Source organism: Streptomyces sp. HP-A2021, from assembly GCF_022807935.1.
GTDB lineage: Bacteria > Actinomycetota > Actinomycetes > Streptomycetales > Streptomycetaceae > Streptomyces > Streptomyces afghaniensis.
Genome location: NZ_CP094344.1, coordinates 9191910 through 9212297, shown reverse-complemented (window position 1 = coordinate 9212297; position 20388 = coordinate 9191910). Strand labels below are relative to the sequence as shown.

The following is a 20388-nucleotide window of genomic DNA, read 5'->3' as shown; positions in this document are numbered from 1 at the left end:
CGACGCACCTGCGACGCCAAAGCTGACGGAGGAGTCCTCAGCTCACTCGGGCGGACCTCATACGAAAGGCCGGGCCGGGAACGCTCTCGATGTCTTTGGCTTCCACCGGATGGCCCCGTTCGCAGCGAATCTGGACGTCGACGTGTGCACCGCACCCGCGATGTCGCGCCAGTACCGCCGGCCCCTCCGGGTCGGCGCGGTAGCGGTCACCCCACTGCAGCAGCCCCATCACGGCCGGCACCAGATCCATGCCCTTAGGGGTGATCACATACTTCGGCCGACTCCGCGAACCGGGCTCCTTGTACGTCTCGGTCGCCAGGATCCCTTCCTCCACGAGCATCCGAAGCCGCGTCGCCAGCAGGTTACGAGGGCAGCCCAGGACACGCTCGAAGTCACCGAAACGGGACGAGCCGTACCACACCTCACGCAGAATCAGGATCGTCCACTTCTCGCCCACGATCTCAAGGGTCCGCGCGATCGAGCAGTTGGACGTGTCCCGGTCGAGCCGGGGGTCCATGCCGGTGCCTTGGAGAACTTCGGTCCACGCATCCATGCGAGCGATTCTAACCGAGTTTAGTTTACTTTTAGATACTCAGCTCGATCATACACTGAGAGTTACGACCGAGCCGCAACAGGCATGCCGTCCGCCCCTGACGCCCGCTACCGCTGAAGGAAGTCGAGGGCTTCCGCCACGAACTGCTCGTGGTACTGGAAGATTCCTCCGTGGCCGGCGTCGGGGTAGACGACCACGTCGGCATTCGGCAGCCGCCGGGCCAGGTCGAAGGAGTTTTTCGTCGGCACCATCCTGTCACTCTCGCCGTTGGCGACGAGTACGGGCTGATGGATGACGGAGAGGTCCTGCGGCTGCGCCAGCCCCCAGCGGTGGATGGCCTTGAGCTGGGCGAAGTACGAGGTAAGGGAGATCGCCTTGTCCCGGTCGTGGGTGCGCTCCTTGAGACGGGCCAGGAACTGCTTTCCGGCTCGGCGTCCGCCCGCGGTGCGGGTGAAGAACGTACGTCGATCTCGACATAGCCGGTGACGACTCGGCCACCGCCGCGGTCGGAGAGGTGATCGACCGGTTCGGACGCATCGACGTCCTGGTCAACAACGCGGGCGTCGGTGCGGCGGGCGCCGTCGAGGAGAACTCCGTCGCCCTGGCCCAGAGCGTGCTGAACGTCAACGTCCTGGGTGTCATCCGTATGACGAAGGCCGTCCTGCCGCACATGCGCGCCCAGGGTACGGACGCGTCATCAACATCTCGTCCGTCCTCGGGGTCGCCCCCCAGCCCTTCATGGCCCTGTACGTCGCGTCGAAGCACGCCGTCGAGGGCTACTCCGAGTCGCTGGACCACGAGGTCCACGAGCACGGTGTCCGGGTCCTCCTCGTCCAGCCCGCCCACACCAGGACCAGCTTCGACACCAACGCCGCGCAGCCCGACACCCCGCTGCCTCTGTACGCGGAGCGACGGCGCGTCTTCGACGAGGTGATGGCGGAAGCGATGAAGAACGGCGACGACCCCGCCGTCGTCGCCAAAGTGATCGTCACAGCGGCCACCGACAAGAAGCCGAAGCTGCGCTACACCGCCGGCCCGCTGGCCTCACGCGTCACCACGGCGCGTCGCCTCGTCCCCGCCGGAACGTTCGACAAGCAGATCCGCAAGAACAACCGCATGCCCACCTGACGCCCCGGTCCGGCTTTCCATGGGTTCCCGATCGGACTCTCTCGCGCGAGAGCCGGCGCATGACGGCCGGCCTCTTGGTGGTTCGGTGCGGGGAGTCCGACTCGCCGTCCCTGTCGTGTGGCTGCCTCGCCCACAGGTTCGGCAACGCGGCGGACGAGCCCGAGCGCGTGCGGTGTTCCGTCTCCGACATGACGGAGGCGGAACGGCATGTGGTGGTGCGTCAGACGCGCTGCCCGGCGTCCAGCAGGGCGAGGGCGTTGTCGATCCCCTGCTCGAGGAGCTCGTCGGCGAGTTGCGTGTCGGTCAGGGCGCGGGAAAGCTGGAGTGTCCCTGCCATCAGGCCGAGGAGGCTGAGCGCCTTCACGCGTGCGGAGGACGGGGCCTCGGGCGCCATGCGGGCGGCAATGCCCTCGATGAGGACCAGCACTCCGTCGGTGTACGCCTGCCTGGTCGCGTCGGTACAACGCCCGATCTCGTCGAGCAGAGCGGCGTTGGGGCAGCCGTCGCCGAGGCTGTCGCGGTGCTGGGGCGACAGGTACCCCCGCACGATCTGCTCGAGTCCGGCACGGCCCGGCGCGGCCCGCGCGACGACGCTCTCGGCCTGCGCCTTCACCTGGTCGGCGATTACCGTGGCGACGAGGTCGTCCTTGGATTCGAAGTGAGCGTAGAAGGCACCATTGGTCAGCCCCGCGTCCTTCATGAGCGTCGAGACCCCGGAGCCGTCGATACCGTCTTGCTTGAACCGACGGCCGGCCGTCTCGATGATCCGCCGCCTCGTCTCCGCCTTGTGCTCTTTTCCGTACCGCACCACGGCACACGCTCCTTCGCCGCCCCGAAGGGCCGTCTGCCCTTCACCGGCTTCGCAATTCTATGGGATTGCGAACGTAATCCAAAGAGCCGGCCGGCTGCGTGGTCACACCTGACGGGCGGGCACCGGGAAGAGCATGCAGCTGCTGGTGGCGTGGGCGAGGAGACGGTCCTTCGCGTCGACCAACCGAGCCTGGGCGAGGGCGGTTCGGCGGCCCTTGTTCACGACCGTGCCGATGGCGCGCACCGGGCCCGTGTCCACGGTGATCGGCCGCAGGAACTTCACCGTCAGGTCGAGCGGGGTGTACGCCACGCCCGGCGGGAGGAGGGACTGGACGGCGCAGCCCGCCGCCGAGTCGAGCAGGGTGGCGAAGACGCCGCCGTGGACGCTGCCGATCGGGTTGCAGTGCTCCTCCCCCGGTATTCAGAGAGAAGACGGCCCTGCCGGGCTCCACCTCGTCCAGGGCGAAGTCGACGGTGTGACTGATCGGCGCCCTCGGCAGCCGCCCTGCCTGCACCTCGCGCAGGAAGTCGATGCCGGCCATGTGCCCGGCGGCCTCCGCCGAGATCGCGGGATCGTCCCAGTGATATGTACGCGTTGCTGGACTCCCTGGGCGGGGCGAACCTCGAGAAGTCGCTGACCGTGCTGAAGCCCGGCGGCCTGGCCATCAGCGTCGTCGGCCCGCCCGACGCCGGCTTCGCCAAGCAGCTCGGCGCCCCTTCCTTCCTCGGTCTGGTCATGAATACGCTCAGTCGCAAGATCCGCAAACAGGCGAAGGCGCTGGGCGTGCGCTACCAGTTCCTCTTCATGCAGGCCAACGGCTCCCAGCTGCGCAGACTCGGCGCCCTCTACGACAGCGGGAAGCTCCGCCCGGTCATCGACAGAACCTTCCCGTTCGACCAGACGCTCGAGGCGATGGCCCACGTCGAGCAGGGCCGCACCAAGGCCGGCAAGGTCGTGGTCTCGATGGTCCCCGACAACGACTGATCCCGTTCAGGAGTGTGATCACTGCGGACACGTCAGGACGGCAGCGTCCGCTCGCCGAGCGACGCACGTTGCCAGTCGGGAGTGCGGTCCTTGTCGACCAGGGCCGCACGGACGCCCTCCAGGAAGTCCGGCGTGCGGATGGTCGTGCGCGTGAGGGCGAGTTCGGCGCCGAGGCACTCGCGCAAGGTGCGCTGCCTGCCCCGGGCCAGCAGGGCGTGCGTGATCTCCAGGCTCTGCGGCGAGGCCGACTCCAAGGCGACCAGCGCGGCTGCCGCCCAGGGGGTGTCGAGGTGGCGCAGGCGTTTCTCGATCTCGCCGACGGTAGCCGCGCCGAACGCCCGGTCCAGGTCCCCGCGCACCTTGGCCAACCCGCTCTCCGCCACCGGGGAGCGGCCGGCCAGGCGGTTGAGGACGACGTCCACCGGGTCGCCGGCGTTGTCGGCCAGGGCATCGGCGACCGCGTCGAGCCCGTCCCTGGGGACGAAGTGCGTGGCCAGCCCCGTGTACAGGGCGTCGGCCGCGTCGAGCCGGTGCCCGGTCAGTCCCAGGTACATGCCGATCGCGCCGGGCAGCCTCGGCAGAAAGTAGCTGGCACCGACGTCCGGGAAGAACCCGATCCCGGTCTCGGGCATCGCCAGCACCGCGCTCTCGGTGACGACGCGGAAGCTGCCGTGGACGGACAGACCGAGACCGCCGCCCATGCACACGCCGTCGATGAGCGACACGACCGGCACGGGATATTCGGCGATCCGGGCGTTGAGCCGGTACTCGGAGGCGAAGAACCGCTCACTGGCCTCGGCATCCCCGGCGAGGCTGTGCTCGCGGATCGTGCGGATGTCTCCACCGGCACAGAACGCCTTCGTGCTGGTACTGGCGAGCACCACAGCGGACAGCGGTGTGTGCTCCCACTCGGCGAGCACTCGGTCGATGGCGGCGACCATGTCTGTCGTCAGGGCGTTGAGCGCCTTGGGCCGGTTCAGAAGGATGCGGCCGACGCCGCGGTGGACGTCGGCGAGAACCTCGACGGCAGCGGTATCAGTCATCGGTCGTCATCTCTCGTCCTTGTGGATGCCGTGGGCTCTGAGGGGGACCTCAAGATCCTGACACAGGGCGCGGAGGCGAACCGCACCTGACGGACCCTGCCGGCCGACATACGGTACGTGTGTCGGCACCGTTCCGCACACAGCCCCACCACCGTCCCCCGATGCCACAAAGGAGTGCGCGATGGGAGCGTACGAGGATGTCTTCCGCGCCAGTACCGAGGACCCGGAGAGCTTCTGGCTGACGGCGGCAGAGGGCATCGACTGGGATGTCACTCCGCGACGCGCCCTGGACTCCTCCGGCGCACCGTTCTACCGCTGGTTTCCCGACGGACGGCTCAACGTCTGTTTCAACGCGCTCGACCGGCACGTGGAGGCAGGCCGGGGCGATCAGCCCGCGCTGGTCCACGACTCCCCCGTGACCGGCACCCGTCGCACCTACACCTACGCGCTGCTGAGGGACGAGGTGGCGGCCTTCGCCGGAGTGCTCGCGCAGCTGGGTGTGGGGCACGGCGACCGCGTGGTGATCTACATGCCGATGGTCCCCGAGGCCGCCGTCGCGATGCTGGCCTGTGCGCGCATCGGCGCGGTCCACTCGGTCGTCTTCGGCGGGTTCGCCCCGCACGAACTCGCCCTCCGCATCGACGACGCCGCCCCCAAGGTGGTCGTCTCCGCCTCCTGCGGCATCGAGGGCAAGCGTGTCATCGCGTACAAGCCCCTGCTCGACCGGGCCATCGCACTCGCCGGCCACAAGCCGGAGAAGAAGGTGATTTTGCAACGCCCGCAGGAGCCGGCCGCGCTGGGACCGGACGATCTCGACTGGGCCGACCTGGTCGCCGCCGCGCCGCCGGCCGGCTGCGTTCCCGTCGCCGCCACCGATCCCCTGTACATCCTCTACACGTCCGGAACGACCGGAAAGCCCAAGGGAGTCGTACGGGACTGCGGCGGCTACGCGGTCGCCCTCCACTGGTCGATGGGGGCCGTCTACGACGTGGGCCCGGGCGAGACGATGTTCACCGGCTCCGACGTCGGCTGGGTCGTCGGGCACTCGTACATCGTCTACGGACCCTTGCTGGCGGGCGCCACGACGATCCTCTACGAAGGCAAACCGGTCGGCACGCCGGACGCGGGCCAGTTCTGGCGGGTCGCCGCCGAATACCGGGTCAAGACCATGTTCACGGCACCCACCGCCTTCCGGGCGATCAGGAAGGAGGACCCGAAGGGGACACTCACCGCGGGCCACGACCTCTCGCACCTGCGCTATCTCTTCCTGGCCGGCGAGCGCCTCGACCCGGAGACGTATCACTGGGCGAGCGGCCTGCTGGGCGTGCCGGTGATCGACCACTGGTGGCAGACCGAGACCGGCTGGCCCATCGTCGCCAACCCGGTCGGCATCGAAGCCGCTCCCGTCAAACCCGGCTCCCCCACCCGCCCGCTGCCGGGCTGGGACGTCCGGGTCCTCGACGCTTCGGGCGAGCCGGCGCCCGCAGGCGTCGACGGCGCGATCGTCGTGAAGCTCCCCCTGCCGCCCGGCGCGCTCCCCACGCTCTGGAACGACGACGACCGCTACGTCGCCTCCTACCTCTCCGCCTTCGACGGTTACTACCTGACCGGCGACAGCGGACACATCGACGACGACGGCTATGTCTTCGTCATGGGCCGCACCGACGACGTCATCAACGTCGCCGGACACCGCCTGTCCACCGGCAGCATGGAAGAGGCCCTGGCCGCCCACCCCGACGTCGCCGAATGCGCCGTCATCGGCGTCGCCGACGAACTCAAGGGCCAGATCCCGCGCGGCTTCGTCGTCCTGAAAGCCGGCAGCAACCGCGAACCGGGCGAGGTCGAGGCCGAACTCGTCCAGCTCGTACGCGACCGCATCGGCGCCGTCGCCTCCCTCAAGGACGTCACGGTCGTCGCCGCCCTGCCCAAGACCCGCTCGGGAAAGATCCTCCGCAAGACCATGCGCGGCATCGCCGACGGGCACGACGAACCCATCCCGTCCACGGTGGACGACCCAGGCGTCATCGAGGTCCTGCGCCCGGTCCTCCGCGGCGCCGGTCACACCCGGTGAACGGCTGACAGCGGCCTTCCACGAGAAGGCCCTCGAGCAGCAAAAACGGTGAGCCGGCCGGTTGTCGCTTGTTAGCGTCGGCCCGGGCGGCGGCACCACGGCGCCGCCCGTCACCGCGTTGACCGAAGGACACCATGACAACCATTGCTCACCGTGACGCCGACGCCCTCGCCTTACGCCTGGACGAGGCGCGTCGTGACTACGCCGGCCTCAAGGACCGCGGGCTCAAGCTGGATCTGACGAGGGGCAAGCCCTCGCCCGAGCAGCTCGACCTGTCCGCCGAACTGCTCACGTTGCCCGGCGGGCGCTACACGGCACTGGACGGCACCGACTGCCGCAACTACGGCGCCCCGAGCGACGGGCTGCGGGAGCTGCGGGACATCTTCGCGCCCGTCCTCCAGGTCCCCGTCGACCAGCTGCTGGCGGTCGGCAACTCGAGCCTCGAGCTCATGCACGACTGCCTCGTGCACGCCCTCCTCGGCGAACTGCCCGGGGCCGAAGGCCGCTGGGCCGACCAGCGGGTGGCGTTCCTCTGCCCGGTGCCCGGCTACGACCGGCACTTCGCCCTGTGTGCACGCTTCGGCATCGACATGATCCCCGTCCCGATGACCGACGGCGGACCGGACATGGGTGTCGTCGAGGACCTCGTGCGCTCCGACGCGCGGATCAAGGGCATCTGGTGCGTGCCCAAGTACAGCAACCCCGACGGCACCTGCTACAGCGACGAGACCGTGCGCCGGCTGTCCGCCATGGAGACGGCCGCGCCGGACTTCAGGATCTTCTGGGACAACGCCTACGCGGTGCACCACCTCGACGGCGAGGCGGAGGTCGGTGACATCCTCGCCGCGTGCCGCGAGGCCGGCCACCCGGACCGGGCGTTCGTGTTCGGCTCCACCTCGAAGATCACCTTCGCCGGGGCAGGGGTCGCGTTCTTCGGCTCTTCACCCGCGAACGTCACCTGGTGGCGCGCCAACTCGGGGAAGCGGACGATCGGCCCGGACAAGGTCAACCAACTCCGTCACGCGCTCTTCCTGAAGGACACCGACGGGCTGCGCGCACATATGCGCCGTCACCGCGGGATCCTGGCGCCCAAGTTCGCGGCCGTGGACCGCGTCTTCAGCGAGCAGCTCGGCGACACCGGGCTCGCCACGTGGACCCGGCCGAAGGGCGGCTACTTCGTCGCGCTCAGGGTTCCCGACGGCTGTGCCCGTCAGGTGGTCCGCCTGGCCGCCGAGGCCGGCATCGCCGTCACCCCGGCCGGGGCCACGCACCCTCACGGCAACGATCCGGATGACCGTGTGATCCGCATCGGGCCCACCTACCCGACGCTCGAGGAGCTGGAGCAGATCGCCTACGGCATCACCGTGTGCGTGCGGCTCGCCGGCTACGAGAGGCTGACCGCCCAGCGCTGATCATCGATCGGCATTCGACCCGCATCGAGCACATCGCCGTCGAGGGCGACGACGACATCGGCAAGATCATGCGGGCGAGCAGGACCCGCCCCGATGCGGATGGTGGGCGGGCCCTGCTCGTGCGGACCATTGTCGGGACCGGAGGCCGGTGGGGCCACGAGTGTGATCCGCCGGTGTGCGCGCGGCGCACACACCCCGTGCGCGCCGCGTGCCTCCGCGCACCCGGCACTGCCCCTGGCGCTGCCGGGCGCCGCCGGGCGCTGCCCCGTGTGTGACCCCGGGTTATGCCCGTCGGCCTGCGGCGACGATACTGGCAGGCGCACCTGCCCCCGTTCACAGTTGGACCCATGCCGACCTCCCCCACCGCCCGTCCCCTGACTCCGGCCACGGTGTGGCTGGCTCGCGGCCGCCATGCCGAAGGCGCCGCGGAAGACGTACTCCGGCGTTCGCTGGAGCAGCGCAAGCGAAGTCGGGCCATCGACGACTTTCTCGAGTTGCCCGAGGCCGGAACCGAGGCCGGTACCGGTGCCGGGACGGAGGCCGCCCCGGCGGAGCGGGTCTTCGAGGCCCGCTGGCGGGTGGAGGAGACGGTGACCGTGCGGGCCCGGATCGGCGTGACGCCCGGGCCGGACGGCGGGCAGGAGTGGCTTCTGGTCGCGGAGGCCGAGCGGCCGTGGAACGACGACTGGCCGTCGCCGGCCGCGCTGTTCTGGCCGGAGGACCCGGATGTCGCCTGGGACCGGGACGGCGCCGTGGAGCTGTCCCTGCGGAAGATCAATCCGCTCCCCCAGGACGACAAGGACACGCGGCGCCTGTTCAGGAACGCGGTGCCCGGTGGGTGGCACATCCATGTGGTCGTCCACGAGGCGATGTCCACGGACGAGCGGGGCCGGTTGCCGGTGGCACGGTGGCTGCCGACGGGGCTGCGGCACCGTGTGGTGGAGCACCGGGCCACGCCGCAGCAGCTGCGGGGGGTCAACTGGGCCTTGCGGGATGCGGGGGTGCAGGTGCCGCGCGGCGGAGCCGTGGTGCTGCCCGGCACCCCGGCGCCGGACGGCTACGAGGCCGACGACTTCTCCGTCCGCGCGGTCTTCCTCGACGGCTCGGAGCCGGCCGATCTCGTCGACGCGGTGACGCGGTACGCCGCGCTCCCGCGGCCGCTGCCCGAAGGAGCCGAGGAGGCACTCACCGCGCTGCGGGAGGACTGGCACCTGCTGACCCTCGAGGAGGAGCTGGAGCGCCAGCGCGGTCTGGTGGCCATGTACGCGGAGGCGCTGGAGGCCATGACGAAGTCCCGTGACCTGTACCGGGAGGCGGCCGAACGCGCCCATGAGGCCCTGGCCGCCTACCAGGAGTCCGCCGAGGCCGCTCCTGTGCGGCAGCAGTCCCCCGATGCCCCCACGGCGTCTCCGCTGCAACAGCTCACCCGCACGTTCGAACGCCTGAAGAGCAGGTCCCAGCGTCCGGTGGCCCCGTCCCGGGACGAGCACTAGAGCCGTCCTCACGGGGCGCACGTGTCAGTCGTGGTCTGGTGGATACGCGGTCCGTACGGCAGTACGGCCCGTCCGGGAAGGTCCTCCACGCCATGGGCAACGACCAGCATCACTCGGAGACGACGCTCCGCGTCAACGGCAAACCCCACACCCTCACCGTCGACCACCGGCGGGTCCTGCTGGACCTCCTGCGGGAGGATCTGGACCTCACGGGCGCCAAGAAGGGCTGCGACCACGGCCAGTGCGGCGCCTGTACGGTCCTGGTGGACGGGCGGCGCGTCAACAGCTGTCTGCTGTTCGCGGTCGCCCTGGACGGCTGTGAGATCACCACGATCGAGGGGCTGTCCGGCGACGGCGAGGAACCCCACCCCCTGCAACGGGCCTTCCTGGAGCGCGACGCCTTCCAGTGCGGCTACTGCACCCCGGGCCAGATCTGCTCCGCGGCCGGCATGCTCGCCGAGGCGGCGGCCGGCCATCCCTCGCACGTCACCGACCCGGCGACGCCCTCGGGCGAGCCGGTGCCACTGGACCGGGAGGAGATCCGGGAGCGGCTGAGCGGCAACCTGTGCCGGTGCGGTGCGTATCCGCGGATCGCCGAGGCCGTGGAGGACGTGATCCCGTGAAGGAGTTCGCCTACGTCCGCGCCGGGAGCGTCGAGGAGGCGACCTCCGCGTACGCCTCCCACGCCGGCGCCCGTTATCTCGGCGGCGGCACCAACCTCGTCGATCTGATGAAGCTCGGTGTCGAGCGGCCCGCCACCCTCGTCGACGTCACCCGGCTGCCGCTGGACGCGGTGGAGGAGCTGTCGGACGGCGCCCTGCGGATCGGGGCGATGGTCCGCAACAGCGACCTCGCGGCCCACCCCCTCGTGCGCGACCGGTACCCGGCCCTGTCGCAGGCGGTGCTCGCGGGGGCGTCGGGGCAGCTGCGCAACGCGGCGACGACCGGCGGCAATCTGCTCCAGCGCACCCGGTGCCCGTACTTCCAGGACCTGTCGAAACCGTGCAACAAGCGCGAGCCGGGCAGCGGCTGCGGCGCGCGGGACGGCGTCCACCGTGATCACGCCGTGCTGGGCCACTCCGAGCACTGCATCGCCACCCATCCGTCGGACATGGCGGTGGCGCTGACCGCTCTCGACGCGCGTGTCGAGCTGTACGGCCCCGAGGGCGCCCGGAGTGTCGCGGCGGCGGACTTCCACCGGCTGCCCGGGGACCGGCCGGAGCAGGACACCGAGATCCGGCCCGGCGAGCTCGTCACGGGCGTGGTGCTGCCTGCCGCGACGGCCGGGCTGCCGTCGGCGTACCGCAAGGCCCGCGACCGCGCCTCGTACGCCTTCGCGCTCGCGTCCGTCGCGGCCGTGCTGCGGGTGTCGGACGGTGTGGTCGGCGGCGTGGGGCTCGCGTTCGGTGCGCTGGCGCACCGGCCGTGGCGGGCCCGGCGGGCGGAGGAGGCGCTGCTGGGTGCGGCTCCGACCGCCGCCGCGTTCGAGCACGCCGTAGACCTGGAACTGTCCGCCGCGCGGCCGCTGCGCGACAACGCCTACAAGGTGCCGCTGGCCCGGGGAATCGCCCTGGACGTGCTGTCCCGGCTCGCGGACACGGCGCTGACGAGGAGGACTTCATGACCGGCAGTGTGGGAGCCCCTGCCGAGCGCCGGGAGGGCCGGGAGAAGGTCAGCGGCACCGCCCGCTACGCCGCCGAGTACCACTTCCCCGGCCGGGCCCAGGCCTGGCCCGTGCCGGCGGCCGTCGCCCGGGGCCGGATGACCGGCGTCGATACGGCGGCCGCGCTGGCCGTGCCCGGTGTGCTCGCCGTCCTCACCCACGAGAACGCCCCGCGGCTCGCCGAGCCGGACGATCCCACGCTCGCCGTGCTCCAGGACCCGAGGGTTCCGCACCGCGGCTGGTTCGTGGCCCTGGTGGTGGCCGAGACCCTGGAGGCGGCGCGGGCCGGTGCCGCCGCGGTCCGTGTCGACTACGCCGCCGAAGAGCACGACGTGGCCCTCACCGCCTCGCACCCGGGGGTGTACGTCCCCGAGGAGGCCAACGGCGGGTATCCGGCCGTCCGCGAACAGGGCGACCCGGACGGGGCGTTCGGTTCCTCGGCCGCCCGGGTCGATGCCGCCTACCGGGTGCCGCCGTTGCACAACCACCCGATGGAGCCGCACGCCAGCACCGCCCGCTGGGACGACGGCCGGCTCACCGTGCACACCTCCAGCCAGGGCTCCGGTGCCGTACAGGGCGTGCTCGCCGGGCTCTTCGGCGTTCCCGCGGAGCGGATCGTCGTCACCGCCGAGCACGTCGGCGGCGGCTTCGGCTCCAAGGGCACGCCACGGCCCGACGTGGTGCTCGCCGCGATGGCGGCGCGGCACACCGGGCGGGCCGTCACCGTGGCGCTGCCCCGCAGGTACCTGCCCGCCGTCGTCGGGCATCGTGCGCCCACCCTGCACCGGCTGCGGCTCGGCGCCGACGCGGACGGGCGCCTCACCTCCCTCGTGCACGAGGTCACCACGCACACCTCCCGGATCAAGGAGTTCGTGGAGCAGGCGGCGGTGCCGGCGCGGGTGATGTACGCGACGCCCCACAGTCGTACGGAGCACCGGGTCGTGGCGCTGGACGTGCCCTCGCCGTCGTGGATGCGGGCGCCGGGCGAGGCGCCGGGCATGTACGCGCTGGAGTCCGCCATGGACGAGCTCGCCGCCGAGCTGGGCATGGACCCGGTCGAGCTGCGCGTCCGCAACGAGCCGGACGTCGAACCCGACAGCGGGAAGCCGTTCAGCAGCAGGCACCTCGTGGAGTGCCTGCGCGAGGGCGCCCGCCGCTTCGGGTGGGCCGGGCGCGATCCCCGCCCGGGCTCCCGCCGGGACGGGCCCCTGCTGCTGGGGACGGGTGTGGCGGCGGCGACGTATCCCGTGATGGTGTGGCCCGCCACGGCGTCGGCCCGCGCGCTGCCCGACGGGACGTTCCTGGTGCGGGTCAACGCCACGGACATCGGTACGGGGGCCCGGACCGTGCTCGCGCAGGTCGGCGCCGACGCCCTCGGCGCGCCGCTGGAGCGGGTGCGGATCGAGGTCGGCAGCACCGAACTCCCGTCGGCGCCACTGGCCGGCGGCTCGTCCGGCACGGCCTCCTGGGGCTGGGCCGTCCACGAGGCCTGCAGCCGGCTGGCGCGGCGGCTGACCGAACACGCCGGGCCGCTGCCCGGGCAGGGCCTCGACGCCCGCGCCGACACCCGGGGCGCGGCGGACGCCGAGAGCGACTGGGCGCGGCACGCCTTCGGGGCGCACTTCGCCGAGGTCGCCGTGGACTCGGTCACCGGCGAGGTCCGGGTCGGCCGGCTGCTCGGGGTGTACGCCGCGGGGCGCATCCTCAACGCCCGTACGGCACGCTCCCAGTTCGTCGGCGGCATGACGATGGGCCTGGGCATGGCGCTGACCGAGGGCAGCACGATGGACGCGGCGTTCGGTGACTTCACGGAGTCGGATCTGGCGTCGTACCACGTGCCGGTGCACGCCGACGTCGACGAGATCGAGGCGCACTGGCTGGACGAGGACGATCCCCGTCTCAACCCCATGGGCAGCAAGGGGATCGGGGAGATCGGCATCGTCGGGACGGCCGCGGCGATCGGCAACGCGGTCCACCACGCCACCGGCGTCCGCTTCCGCGAACTCCCGCTGACGCCCGACCGGGTACTGGCCGGGCTGCTCGACCACCGGGCGGCGAACGACGCCCGGACCGGCTCCCCAGTGGGCGGATCCGGTCCGGTGCGGGGAGGGTAGTCGTCACTCCGCCATCTGGCGTGCCTCGGGGGCCGGTGCGGGCGCCCACTGTCTGGCCGCGAGAGGCGCCACCATACGGAAGACCAGCGCGACGAGGGCCAGCAGTGCCGCACACACGGCGGCCGTTGCGGCGAGCCATGGCGGGGCGAGTGCGAGGTCCACGGCCCGGGACAGGGCCCCCGACGGGAAGGAGCTCCTGTACGCCTGGGCCGCGGCCAGCACCGTGGGCACCACCACCGCCCCGGCCAGCACCACCGCGACGGGGCGCAGCGCCAGCAGCAGGGCCAGAACCGTGCACAGCACCGACAGTCCGAGGGCGAACGCGTGCAGGTGCAGGGACGCTCCGCCGCGCTGCAGCGGGAAGTGGGCCACCGCGCACAGGACCAGCGCCAGGGCCGCGAGCCAGCCCGACCACGACACGGACCTGGCCAGCCGGTCCGTCGCACGGGCGCGGTCCGCAGGCGGGTCGTCGCGCGTCCGGCGGGCCTCACGGGCCGGAGCCGGGTGTGCCGCACGGCGCTTGCCCGGCCGGCCGGGCTTCTCGGGTTTCCCGGTCGCCGCGTCCGGACGTGACGTCCCGGCCGGCAGGCGGCCGTTGCGGTCCAGACGTTCGAGGCCCAGGCGGTCGATCAGCTCGACCAGCTCCCCGACGGACCGGCGGGTGGCGGCTGCTCGGAGTGCCTCCTCGCGGACGTGGGGCATCTGCGGCTCCTTGTGCAGGAGGGTCACCAGCCGGGTCACCTCCTCCACCGGGCGGTGGGCGGCCGCGGCCCGGATCGCCTCGTCCGCGCAGTCGGCGGCGCGCGGGGGCTTCGTCAGCAGGGCGATCAGCCGGGAGACGTCCTCGACGGGCCGGGCCACTCCGGCCGTGCGCAGGGCGTCGACCCTCGCCTCCGCGTGGTCGGGCGACTCCTCCAGCGAGGTGATGAGGGCGACGACCTCCTCCAGGGGCCGGTCCGCCACGGCGGCGTGCACCAGGTCGCTGACGGCGTCGCCGTACGGCACCGCGGCGCCCTGCGCGGTGCCGGGCCGGAGTTCCACCGGGTTGTCGTCGAGGGAGCGGACGACGAACGGCCGCGTGCTCGGCTGGTCCGTCTCGTCCTGGCCGGGCGCGGCGGGCTGAGCGGGGTCGCCCGGCTCGGGCTCGGGAGGCTGCGCGGCCTCGTCCGGGCCGGAGGCGGCGGGCCGGGCGGGCTCGGCCGGCGCCTGGTCCGTCGGGTCCGGGGCGGGAGCAACAGGCCGTGCCTCAGCGGGATCCAGCCAATCCTGTGCGGGCGGGGCCGGGCGCGCCTCCGCGGGGTCCATCCAGTCCTGGCCCGGCGCGGGGGGCCGCTCGACCGCCGGGTTCGAGACGGAGGGAGCGGACAGCGTGCTCTCATCGCCCGGGGCGGGGGTGGCAAACCAGCCGGTCGCCGTGCGCGAGCCGGGGGCCTCGGGCCGGGTCGCCGGGTCCGCCTGGTCCGAGCCAGGGGCGGCAGCCTGCGCCGGACCCTGCGCGGTCTCGTACACCCGCTCCGACTGGTCCAAGCCGGTCGCGGCGGGCCGGGCGGAGCTCGTGTCCGCCTCGGCCGAGACCGGCGTGGCGGGCCGGTCCGGGCCCGGGGCGGCGGGCTGGGCGTCCGCACCGGCCGCCGGGTGAGCTCCGAGGGCACCGGGCTCGTCACCCCGCCGGTCGGAAGCGCCGTAGGTCTCGTGCGAACCGGGGGCGGGCTGCGTGCTCGTCTGCTCCACCTGGTACGTGCCGGTGACGACGGTCGTCTCGGCGGACGGCTGGGCGGACCCGTTCGACTCGTCGGGTATGGCAGATTCGTTCGATCGGGGTGATGAAGAGCAGGTGGTCATACTCGCCTCCATGGGGAAGAGTGCGGCCGCTCCTGCGCCCCCCGTCGTCTGACGAGCGACGTTACGCTGACCATTACTAGGCGCCCCCGTCACACCGTGCCACTCGGGTGAGCCACCGGGATGACCGCCCGCACTGCGGCGGCACGGAAAATCCGCCGACGCGCCGATATGTCGGGCCCCGGCCGCAATACAGCCGCCGGAAACGGGAATCCAGGAAGGGACACCCCGTGTCGCGGCACGCCAGGAGGAGGGCAGCCCGTGGATACGACCACAACGGTGATCACGATGGCCGCGGTTCTCGCGGCCATCGTCCTCGCCTTCGCCGTCGGCATCCTCGTGCGACTGGTCAGGACGCGGCGCGAGCTGCGCCGCGCGGGACTGCCCACGGGCCCGCGCTGGGTCTTCTGGGGCGCGGTTCTCTATTTCGTGCTGCCCGCCGACGTGCTGCCCGATCCGGTGTACCTGGACGACATCGGCGTCCTGCTGCTCGCTCTGCGCACCGTGCGCGGCTCCCTCGGCGAGCGGGAGCGCGGTACGGCACACCGGCCGGACCGCCAACCGGCCCGATGACTACGGAAAGTAAGGAAACCAACCACCCGTTCGATTCGTATAAGTCTCTGGGAGCCGAAACGAGTCGGCGGACCGGGTGGCCGTGCCCCTGGATCCGGCTCGATCGGCGCAGCACCGACGAGGGAGAGACGATGCAACCGTTCGCGCTCAACTACGCGCGCCCGGCAGTGGAGTTGGAAGCTGCCATTCCGTACGTGTACGACGCCGGACAGCAGTTGAACGTGCTCCACGACGGCCGGGTGGCCGCCTCCGACTTCGCCCTGTTGAGGGAGGTCGGCACCACGACGTCCACCGCCGGCTCCAAGACGCACTTCGACGACTGACCGCGGGCCGCCGAAGATGACGGTACTGATCCTCACCTGCGAGGAGGACGTGACCGCGGACATGGTGGTCGTGCACCTGAACGCGACCGGGATTCCGGTGGTCCGCGTCGACCCCGCCGACCTGACCGGCGGTGTCGCACTGTCCGGGGAGTACGTCCACGGCCGATTCCGCGGCCACCTGTCCGCCGGGGGGCGGCTGGTGAGCATCGGGGGGCTGCGGTCGGTCTGGGTACGCAGGCCGGGCACCCCGGCGGGGCGGGCGGCCCAGCCGTCCGCGTGGCTGACCGAGGAGGCCGCCCAGGCGCTCTACGGGATGCTGCGGGGCTCGGACGCGCGCTGGATGAACCACCCCGACGCGGCCCGTCGGGCCCGGCACAAGCCCTGGCAGCTGCGTCTGGCCCAGCGGTGCGGCCTGCCCGTGCCGGCGACGCTGATCACGACCTTCCCGCGTGCCGCGCGCGAGTTCTCGGAGCGCTACCCGGACCTGGTGGTCAAACCGGTGTCGGGCGCGCATCCGCAGGATCCGCCCCGGGCCGTGCCGACCAGCCGGGTCGCGCCGGACACGGACTTCTCCGCCGTCGCGTTCGGGCCGACGCTGTTTCAGCGGCGGATCTCCAAGCGGGCCGACATCCGTCTCACCGTGGTGGGTGACCGGATGCTGGCGGCCCGCAAGGCGGCCGCCGCGGACGCGGACCCCGACGAGGTGGACGTGCGGTTCGCCGCGCCCGGCGCGCCGTGGCGGCCCACGGACGTGCCGTCGTGCATCGCGCCGGGCGTCCGGGCCTATCTGCGGGAGGCCGAACTGGCGTACGGGGCCTTCGACTTCGTCGAGGACGCCGACGGGACCTGGTGGTTCCTGGAGTGCAATCAGTCGGGGCAGTTCGGGTTCGTCGAGGTGGAGACGGGCCAGCCGATCGCCCGCACCATCGCCGAGTGGCTGGCCCGCCCCGTCCCCGCGGAGCCGTCGCACGTCAACGGCGCGAACAGGACGGCCTGTTGAGCACCGGGACCGGCCGTCCACCGGTCCTGGTTCACTGCTGCCGCGGCCCGGGAAGCATGGCCGTCCGCTGCCATCCGGTGCCCGGGGAGTGCGGGCGGTCGTAGCCGGGGGACTGCGCGGGCCGCATGACCAGCTCCAGTTCCCTGCTCACGCGTTCGGCCTCGCGGCGAACCTGTGTGGGCACATCGCCGCACTCCGCGATGAGTCGGTCGTAGATAGGGGAATCCTGGAACACCCGTCAACGCGCCTTTCTGCTCGTCGGCCCCGTGCGGGGGCGAGAGAGCCGAGTGTAGGCGGACCGGTGACCCGGAGTGTGAATTACCCGGGTGGACTTGACGCAGACCGGACATCCGTGACATGCGGGCGCCCGGGGCTCAGGCTCCTGTCGTGGAGCCCGGCCGGACGATCATCAGGACGGTGACCGTCGCCCACAGGAGGTTGAAGATGCCGGTGAACATGGCGAGTTGAGCCGTGTTCCGGTGCTCGACGACCTGTTCGCGCTTCAGTTGGCCGAGGAGCTCTTCCTGGCGGGGCAGGACGAAGGCGACCAGGATGCCCGCGGCGGCGGCGGTCAGCGCGATGGAAGTGACGAGCCATCCGCTGCCCAGGACGCCCATCGCGGCCCCGGTGGCGAACCCGAAGAGCGGGACGGTCAGCCCGATGCCGGCGTAGACGCGGCAGATGCGGTGCAGCAGCGCGACCGTGCTCACCGCCGACGCGTCGGGGGCGTGGCCGCCCGCGGGGACGGCGCGGCGCGCCGCGGGCGGGAACATGCTGGCCGCCACGGTCACGGGACCGATGGCGACGATGGCTGCGAGCACGTGCAGGGACAGCAGGATCTTGGTCACCGGGACTCTTTCCATGATGCGATCGACGGTGGCGGGCCCACGTTAGGGAGCCCGGACGTGATCGCCCATGGGCTGAAACGACAGCTTCCAACGGATTCCCGCCAACTCGTCTGACCTGCTCTCTTGTACCGCGGGCCGGCGCTTGGGCGGTTCGTGCGCCTGGCGGGAATGCGCCTAGGGTGGCGGTCATGCACTCCGTTGCGATCCTGGTTCTCGACCGTGTGGTGCCGTTCGACATGGCGGCGCCCCAGCAGACGTTCGCCTGGACCCATATGCCGGACGGGCGGCCGGCCTACCGGGTCCGGTTGTGCGCCGAGACGCCGGAGGTGCGCGCGGACGGCGGTTTCACCCTGCGCATCGACCGGGGCCTCGATGCGCTGGCGGAGGCCGACACGATCATCGTGCCGGGCTGCTCCCCCGAGGCCCCGCCGCCGTCCGCCCGGGTGCTGGCGGCCCTGCGGCAGGCCGCCGAGGCCGGTACTCGGATCGCGTCCGTGTGCGTGGGGGCCTTCGTGCTGGCGGAGGCCGGGCTGCTGGACGGGCTGCGCGCCACCACGCACTGGGTGGCCGCGGATGAGCTGGCCCGCCGTTTCCCGCGGGTCGAGGTGGAGCCGGACGTGCTGTACGTCGACAACGGACAGATCCTCACCTCGGCCGGTGCGGCCGCCGCGCTGGACCTGTGTCTGCACATGATCCGGCGGGATCTGGGGTCGGCCGTCGCGGCGAACATCGCCCGGATGTCGGTCATGCCGCTGGAACGGGAGGGCGGGCAGGCCCAGTTCATCGTGCACGAGCACCCACCGGTACCCCGGGGATCGGCGCTGGAGCCGCTGCTGGAGTGGATCGAGGACAACCTCGCGCACGAGGTGACGCTGAGCGCGCTGGCGGAGCGCGCCGGGATGAGCGAGCGGACGTTCAGCCGCCGCTTCCGGGAACAGACCGGCACGACGCCGTTGCAGTGGCTGTTGCGGGCGCGGGTGCGGCGCGCCCAGTACCTGCTGGAGAACACCGACCACTCCGTGGAACGGATCGCGCGGCAGGCGGGGTTCGGCTCGCCGACGGCGTTCCGCGAGCGGTTCCGCAAGGTGGTGGGCACGACGCCGTACGCGTATCGCACGGCGTTCCACGGGAAGACCAAGGCCCCGGCGGCCCGTTCACAGGCCGCCGGGGCGGTACCCGGTCAGGCCGGGCTTCACGTGATGTGACGAGGTGTCAGCCGACCAGTGTCAGCCCGTTCTCCCCGTCCGCGTCAGCTTTCTCGGACCGCTCCTTGGTGAGCAGCAGGGTGTCGGCCTTGGCGATGGCGTCGGTGATGTCGGACGTTCCCATCATCACGCACAGCGTGTAGCTGACGTCCTCAAGCTCGCGTGCCGCCGTCGGCACGTGCCTCTCCGCCTGAGCGATCCTCAGCGACGCATACCGCGTCAGCAACTCCCTGACGGCCTTCCGGTCCGGTACGAGCACGTAGCGCCCCTCTCTCTGTTTTCGCTGCGTATGCCCGAACCACGCGGAAACATTCACACCTTTTTCTCACCAGGGGCGGATTTGACGAAAAACTGATCGTCTCTGACTGCCCGTCAGAGGGCTGGCCCGTGGTCTGCTCAGGCCGCGTCCAGCTCCGCCAGTTCCTCCGGCGTCAGGGTGAGCTCGGTCGCGGCGAGCGAGTCGCGGATGGTCTCGGGGCGGCTGGCGCCCGGGATCGGGACGACCACGGGCGACTTGGCGAGCATCCACGCCAGGCACACCCGCTGCGGGCTCACGCCGCGCGCCTCGGCGACACGGGCGAACGCCGCGTGCCCCGAGCCGAGTTCACCGGCCTTCGAGATTCCGCCGAGGGGGCTCCAGGGCAGGAAGGCGATGCCGAGTTCGTCGCACAGGTCCAGCTCCGGCTCGCTGGAGCGGAAGGCCGGGGAGAACTGGTTCTGCACGGAGACCAGACGGCCGCCGAGGATCTCGCCCGCCAACCGGATCTGCTCGGGGTTCGCGTTCGAGATGCCGGCCATGCGGATCTTGCCCTCGTCCAGCAGGTCCCGGATCGCGCCGACGGACTCGGCGTAGGGGACGCGCGGATCGGGGCGGTGGAACTGGTAGAGCCCGATGGCCTCGACGCCGAGCCGGCGCAGGGACGCCTCGCAGGCCTCCTTGAGGTGGCGGGGGCTGCCGTCCAGCGTCCAGCTGCCGTCGCCGGGGCGCAGATGGCCGCCCTTGGTGGCGACCAGGACGTCGCCGCCGCGGTCGTGGGAGGCGAGGGCCTTGGCTATCAGGGTCTCGTTGTGACCGACCTCGTCGGCGTCCCGGTGGTAGGCGTCCGCGGTGTCGATCAGGGTCACTCCGGCGTCGAGCGCGGCGTGGACGGTGGCGAGGGAGCGTTCCTCGTCGGGTCGTCCCTCGATGGACATGGGCATCGCGCCCAGGCCGATGGCGCTGACGTCGACATCACCGATGCGGCGGGTGTGCATGTGCTCGTGACCTCTTCCGGCTGTCGCTGAGGCTGTCGTGCGATGGTGCACTCCAGCCTGGACGCCGGTCGGCC

Annotated in this window: 18 protein-coding genes and 4 pseudogenes; 12 read left to right on the top strand and 10 right to left on the bottom strand. The window is 71.8% G+C overall.

What is annotated here, in order from left to right:
• Positions 1–37 precede the first annotated feature (37 nt).
• Positions 38–517: a helix-turn-helix domain-containing protein gene (locus tag MQE23_RS41440; RefSeq protein ID WP_037673503.1), complete on the bottom strand. Its 480-nt coding sequence runs from the start codon at positions 515–517 to the stop codon at positions 38–40.
• A gap of 143 nt (positions 518–660) precedes the next feature.
• Positions 661–1017 (bottom strand): annotated as a pseudogene (locus MQE23_RS41435) (alpha/beta hydrolase); the annotation flags it as partial.
• A gap of 11 nt (positions 1018–1028) precedes the next feature.
• Here MQE23_RS41435 and MQE23_RS41430 point away from each other — a divergent pair.
• Positions 1029–1681, top strand: a pseudogene (locus tag MQE23_RS41430) (oxidoreductase).
• A 220-nt stretch (positions 1682–1901) separates the two neighbouring features.
• On the opposite strand, the gene MQE23_RS41425 reads toward MQE23_RS41430, so the two are convergent.
• Together MQE23_RS41425 and MQE23_RS41420 are read right to left on the bottom strand one after the other, a co-directional pair.
• Positions 1902–2492, bottom strand: a complete 591-nt coding sequence (locus MQE23_RS41425; protein WP_243381921.1) for a TetR/AcrR family transcriptional regulator — start codon at positions 2490–2492, stop codon at positions 1902–1904.
• 102 nt (positions 2493–2594) lie between these two features.
• Positions 2595–3057, bottom strand: a pseudogene (locus MQE23_RS41420) (PaaI family thioesterase).
• 29 nt (positions 3058–3086) lie between these two features.
• Here MQE23_RS41420 and MQE23_RS41415 point away from each other — a divergent pair.
• Positions 3087–3476: pseudogene (locus tag MQE23_RS41415) on the top strand (zinc-binding dehydrogenase); the annotation flags it as partial.
• Between the two features lie 32 nt (positions 3477–3508).
• Here MQE23_RS41415 and MQE23_RS41410 read toward each other — a convergent pair.
• Positions 3509–4519, bottom strand: a complete 1011-nt coding sequence (locus MQE23_RS41410; protein ID WP_020276913.1) for an enoyl-CoA hydratase/isomerase family protein — start codon at positions 4517–4519, stop codon at positions 3509–3511.
• A 181-nt stretch (positions 4520–4700) separates the two neighbouring features.
• On the opposite strand from MQE23_RS41410, the gene MQE23_RS41405 reads away from it, so the two are divergent.
• From MQE23_RS41405 to MQE23_RS41380, 6 genes are all read left to right on the top strand, one after another.
• Entirely contained in the window at positions 4701–6590 is a 1890-nt protein-coding gene (locus MQE23_RS41405) for a propionyl-CoA synthetase (RefSeq protein WP_243381916.1), read from the top strand.
• 134 nt (positions 6591–6724) lie between these two features.
• Positions 6725–8002 (top strand): aminotransferase class I/II-fold pyridoxal phosphate-dependent enzyme, encoded by a 1278-nt coding sequence (locus tag MQE23_RS41400; protein ID WP_243381913.1) that lies wholly within the window; start codon positions 6725–6727, stop codon positions 8000–8002.
• 347 nt (positions 8003–8349) lie between these two features.
• Positions 8350–9495: a hypothetical protein gene (locus MQE23_RS41395; RefSeq protein ID WP_243381910.1), complete on the top strand. Its 1146-nt coding sequence runs from the start codon at positions 8350–8352 to the stop codon at positions 9493–9495.
• Positions 9496–9587: 92 nt separating this feature from the next.
• Positions 9588–10118: a 2Fe-2S iron-sulfur cluster-binding protein gene (locus MQE23_RS41390; protein ID WP_243382931.1), complete on the top strand. Its 531-nt coding sequence runs from the start codon at positions 9588–9590 to the stop codon at positions 10116–10118.
• Positions 10115–11119, top strand: coding sequence for a xanthine dehydrogenase family protein subunit M (locus tag MQE23_RS41385; RefSeq protein ID WP_243381909.1), 1005 nt, complete (start codon positions 10115–10117; stop codon positions 11117–11119). The genes MQE23_RS41390 and MQE23_RS41385 overlap by 4 nt, the downstream gene beginning before the upstream one ends.
• Positions 11116–13272, top strand: a complete 2157-nt coding sequence (locus MQE23_RS41380) for a xanthine dehydrogenase family protein molybdopterin-binding subunit (RefSeq protein ID WP_020272993.1) — start codon at positions 11116–11118, stop codon at positions 13270–13272. The genes MQE23_RS41385 and MQE23_RS41380 overlap by 4 nt, the downstream gene beginning before the upstream one ends.
• 3 nt (positions 13273–13275) lie before the next feature.
• On the opposite strand, the gene MQE23_RS41375 is transcribed toward MQE23_RS41380, so the two are convergent.
• Entirely contained in the window at positions 13276–15114 is a 1839-nt protein-coding gene (locus tag MQE23_RS41375; RefSeq protein WP_243381906.1) for a hypothetical protein, read from the bottom strand.
• Positions 15115–15372: 258 nt separating this feature from the next.
• Between MQE23_RS41375 and MQE23_RS41370 the strand changes: the two genes are divergently transcribed.
• From MQE23_RS41370 to tgmB, 3 genes are all read left to right on the top strand, one after another.
• Positions 15373–15684: a YkvA family protein gene (locus tag MQE23_RS41370; protein ID WP_037669519.1), complete on the top strand. Its 312-nt coding sequence runs from the start codon at positions 15373–15375 to the stop codon at positions 15682–15684.
• A 131-nt stretch (positions 15685–15815) separates the two neighbouring features.
• A complete protein-coding gene (gene tgmA / locus MQE23_RS41365; RefSeq protein ID WP_037669517.1) occupies positions 15816–16007 on the top strand; it encodes a putative ATP-grasp-modified RiPP in 192 nt (63 codons plus the stop codon).
• A gap of 16 nt (positions 16008–16023) precedes the next feature.
• Positions 16024–17007: an ATP-grasp ribosomal peptide maturase gene (gene tgmB, locus MQE23_RS41360; protein ID WP_020272988.1), complete on the top strand. Its 984-nt coding sequence runs from the start codon at positions 16024–16026 to the stop codon at positions 17005–17007.
• Positions 17008–17038: 31 nt separating this feature from the next.
• On the opposite strand, the gene MQE23_RS41355 is transcribed toward tgmB, so the two are convergent.
• Both MQE23_RS41355 and MQE23_RS41350 read right to left on the bottom strand, forming a co-directional pair.
• Positions 17039–17242 (bottom strand): hypothetical protein, encoded by a 204-nt coding sequence (locus tag MQE23_RS41355; RefSeq protein ID WP_037669514.1) that lies wholly within the window; start codon positions 17240–17242, stop codon positions 17039–17041.
• A gap of 139 nt (positions 17243–17381) precedes the next feature.
• Entirely contained in the window at positions 17382–17855 is a 474-nt protein-coding gene (locus MQE23_RS41350; RefSeq protein WP_037669512.1) for a membrane protein, read from the bottom strand.
• 188 nt (positions 17856–18043) lie between these two features.
• Between MQE23_RS41350 and MQE23_RS41345 the strand changes: the two genes are divergently transcribed.
• Complete coding sequence (locus MQE23_RS41345; RefSeq protein WP_243381903.1) at positions 18044–19060, top strand: helix-turn-helix domain-containing protein; 1017 nt, start codon at positions 18044–18046, stop codon at positions 19058–19060.
• A 7-nt stretch (positions 19061–19067) separates the two neighbouring features.
• Here MQE23_RS41345 and MQE23_RS41340 read toward each other — a convergent pair whose 3' ends face one another.
• Both MQE23_RS41340 and MQE23_RS41335 read right to left on the bottom strand, forming a co-directional pair.
• Positions 19068–19319: a DUF5133 domain-containing protein gene (locus MQE23_RS41340; protein WP_020272612.1), complete on the bottom strand. Its 252-nt coding sequence runs from the start codon at positions 19317–19319 to the stop codon at positions 19068–19070.
• Positions 19320–19456: 137 nt separating this feature from the next.
• Positions 19457–20314 (bottom strand): aldo/keto reductase, encoded by an 858-nt coding sequence (locus tag MQE23_RS41335; RefSeq protein ID WP_020272613.1) that lies wholly within the window; start codon positions 20312–20314, stop codon positions 19457–19459.
• Positions 20315–20388: the final 74 nt, after the last annotated feature.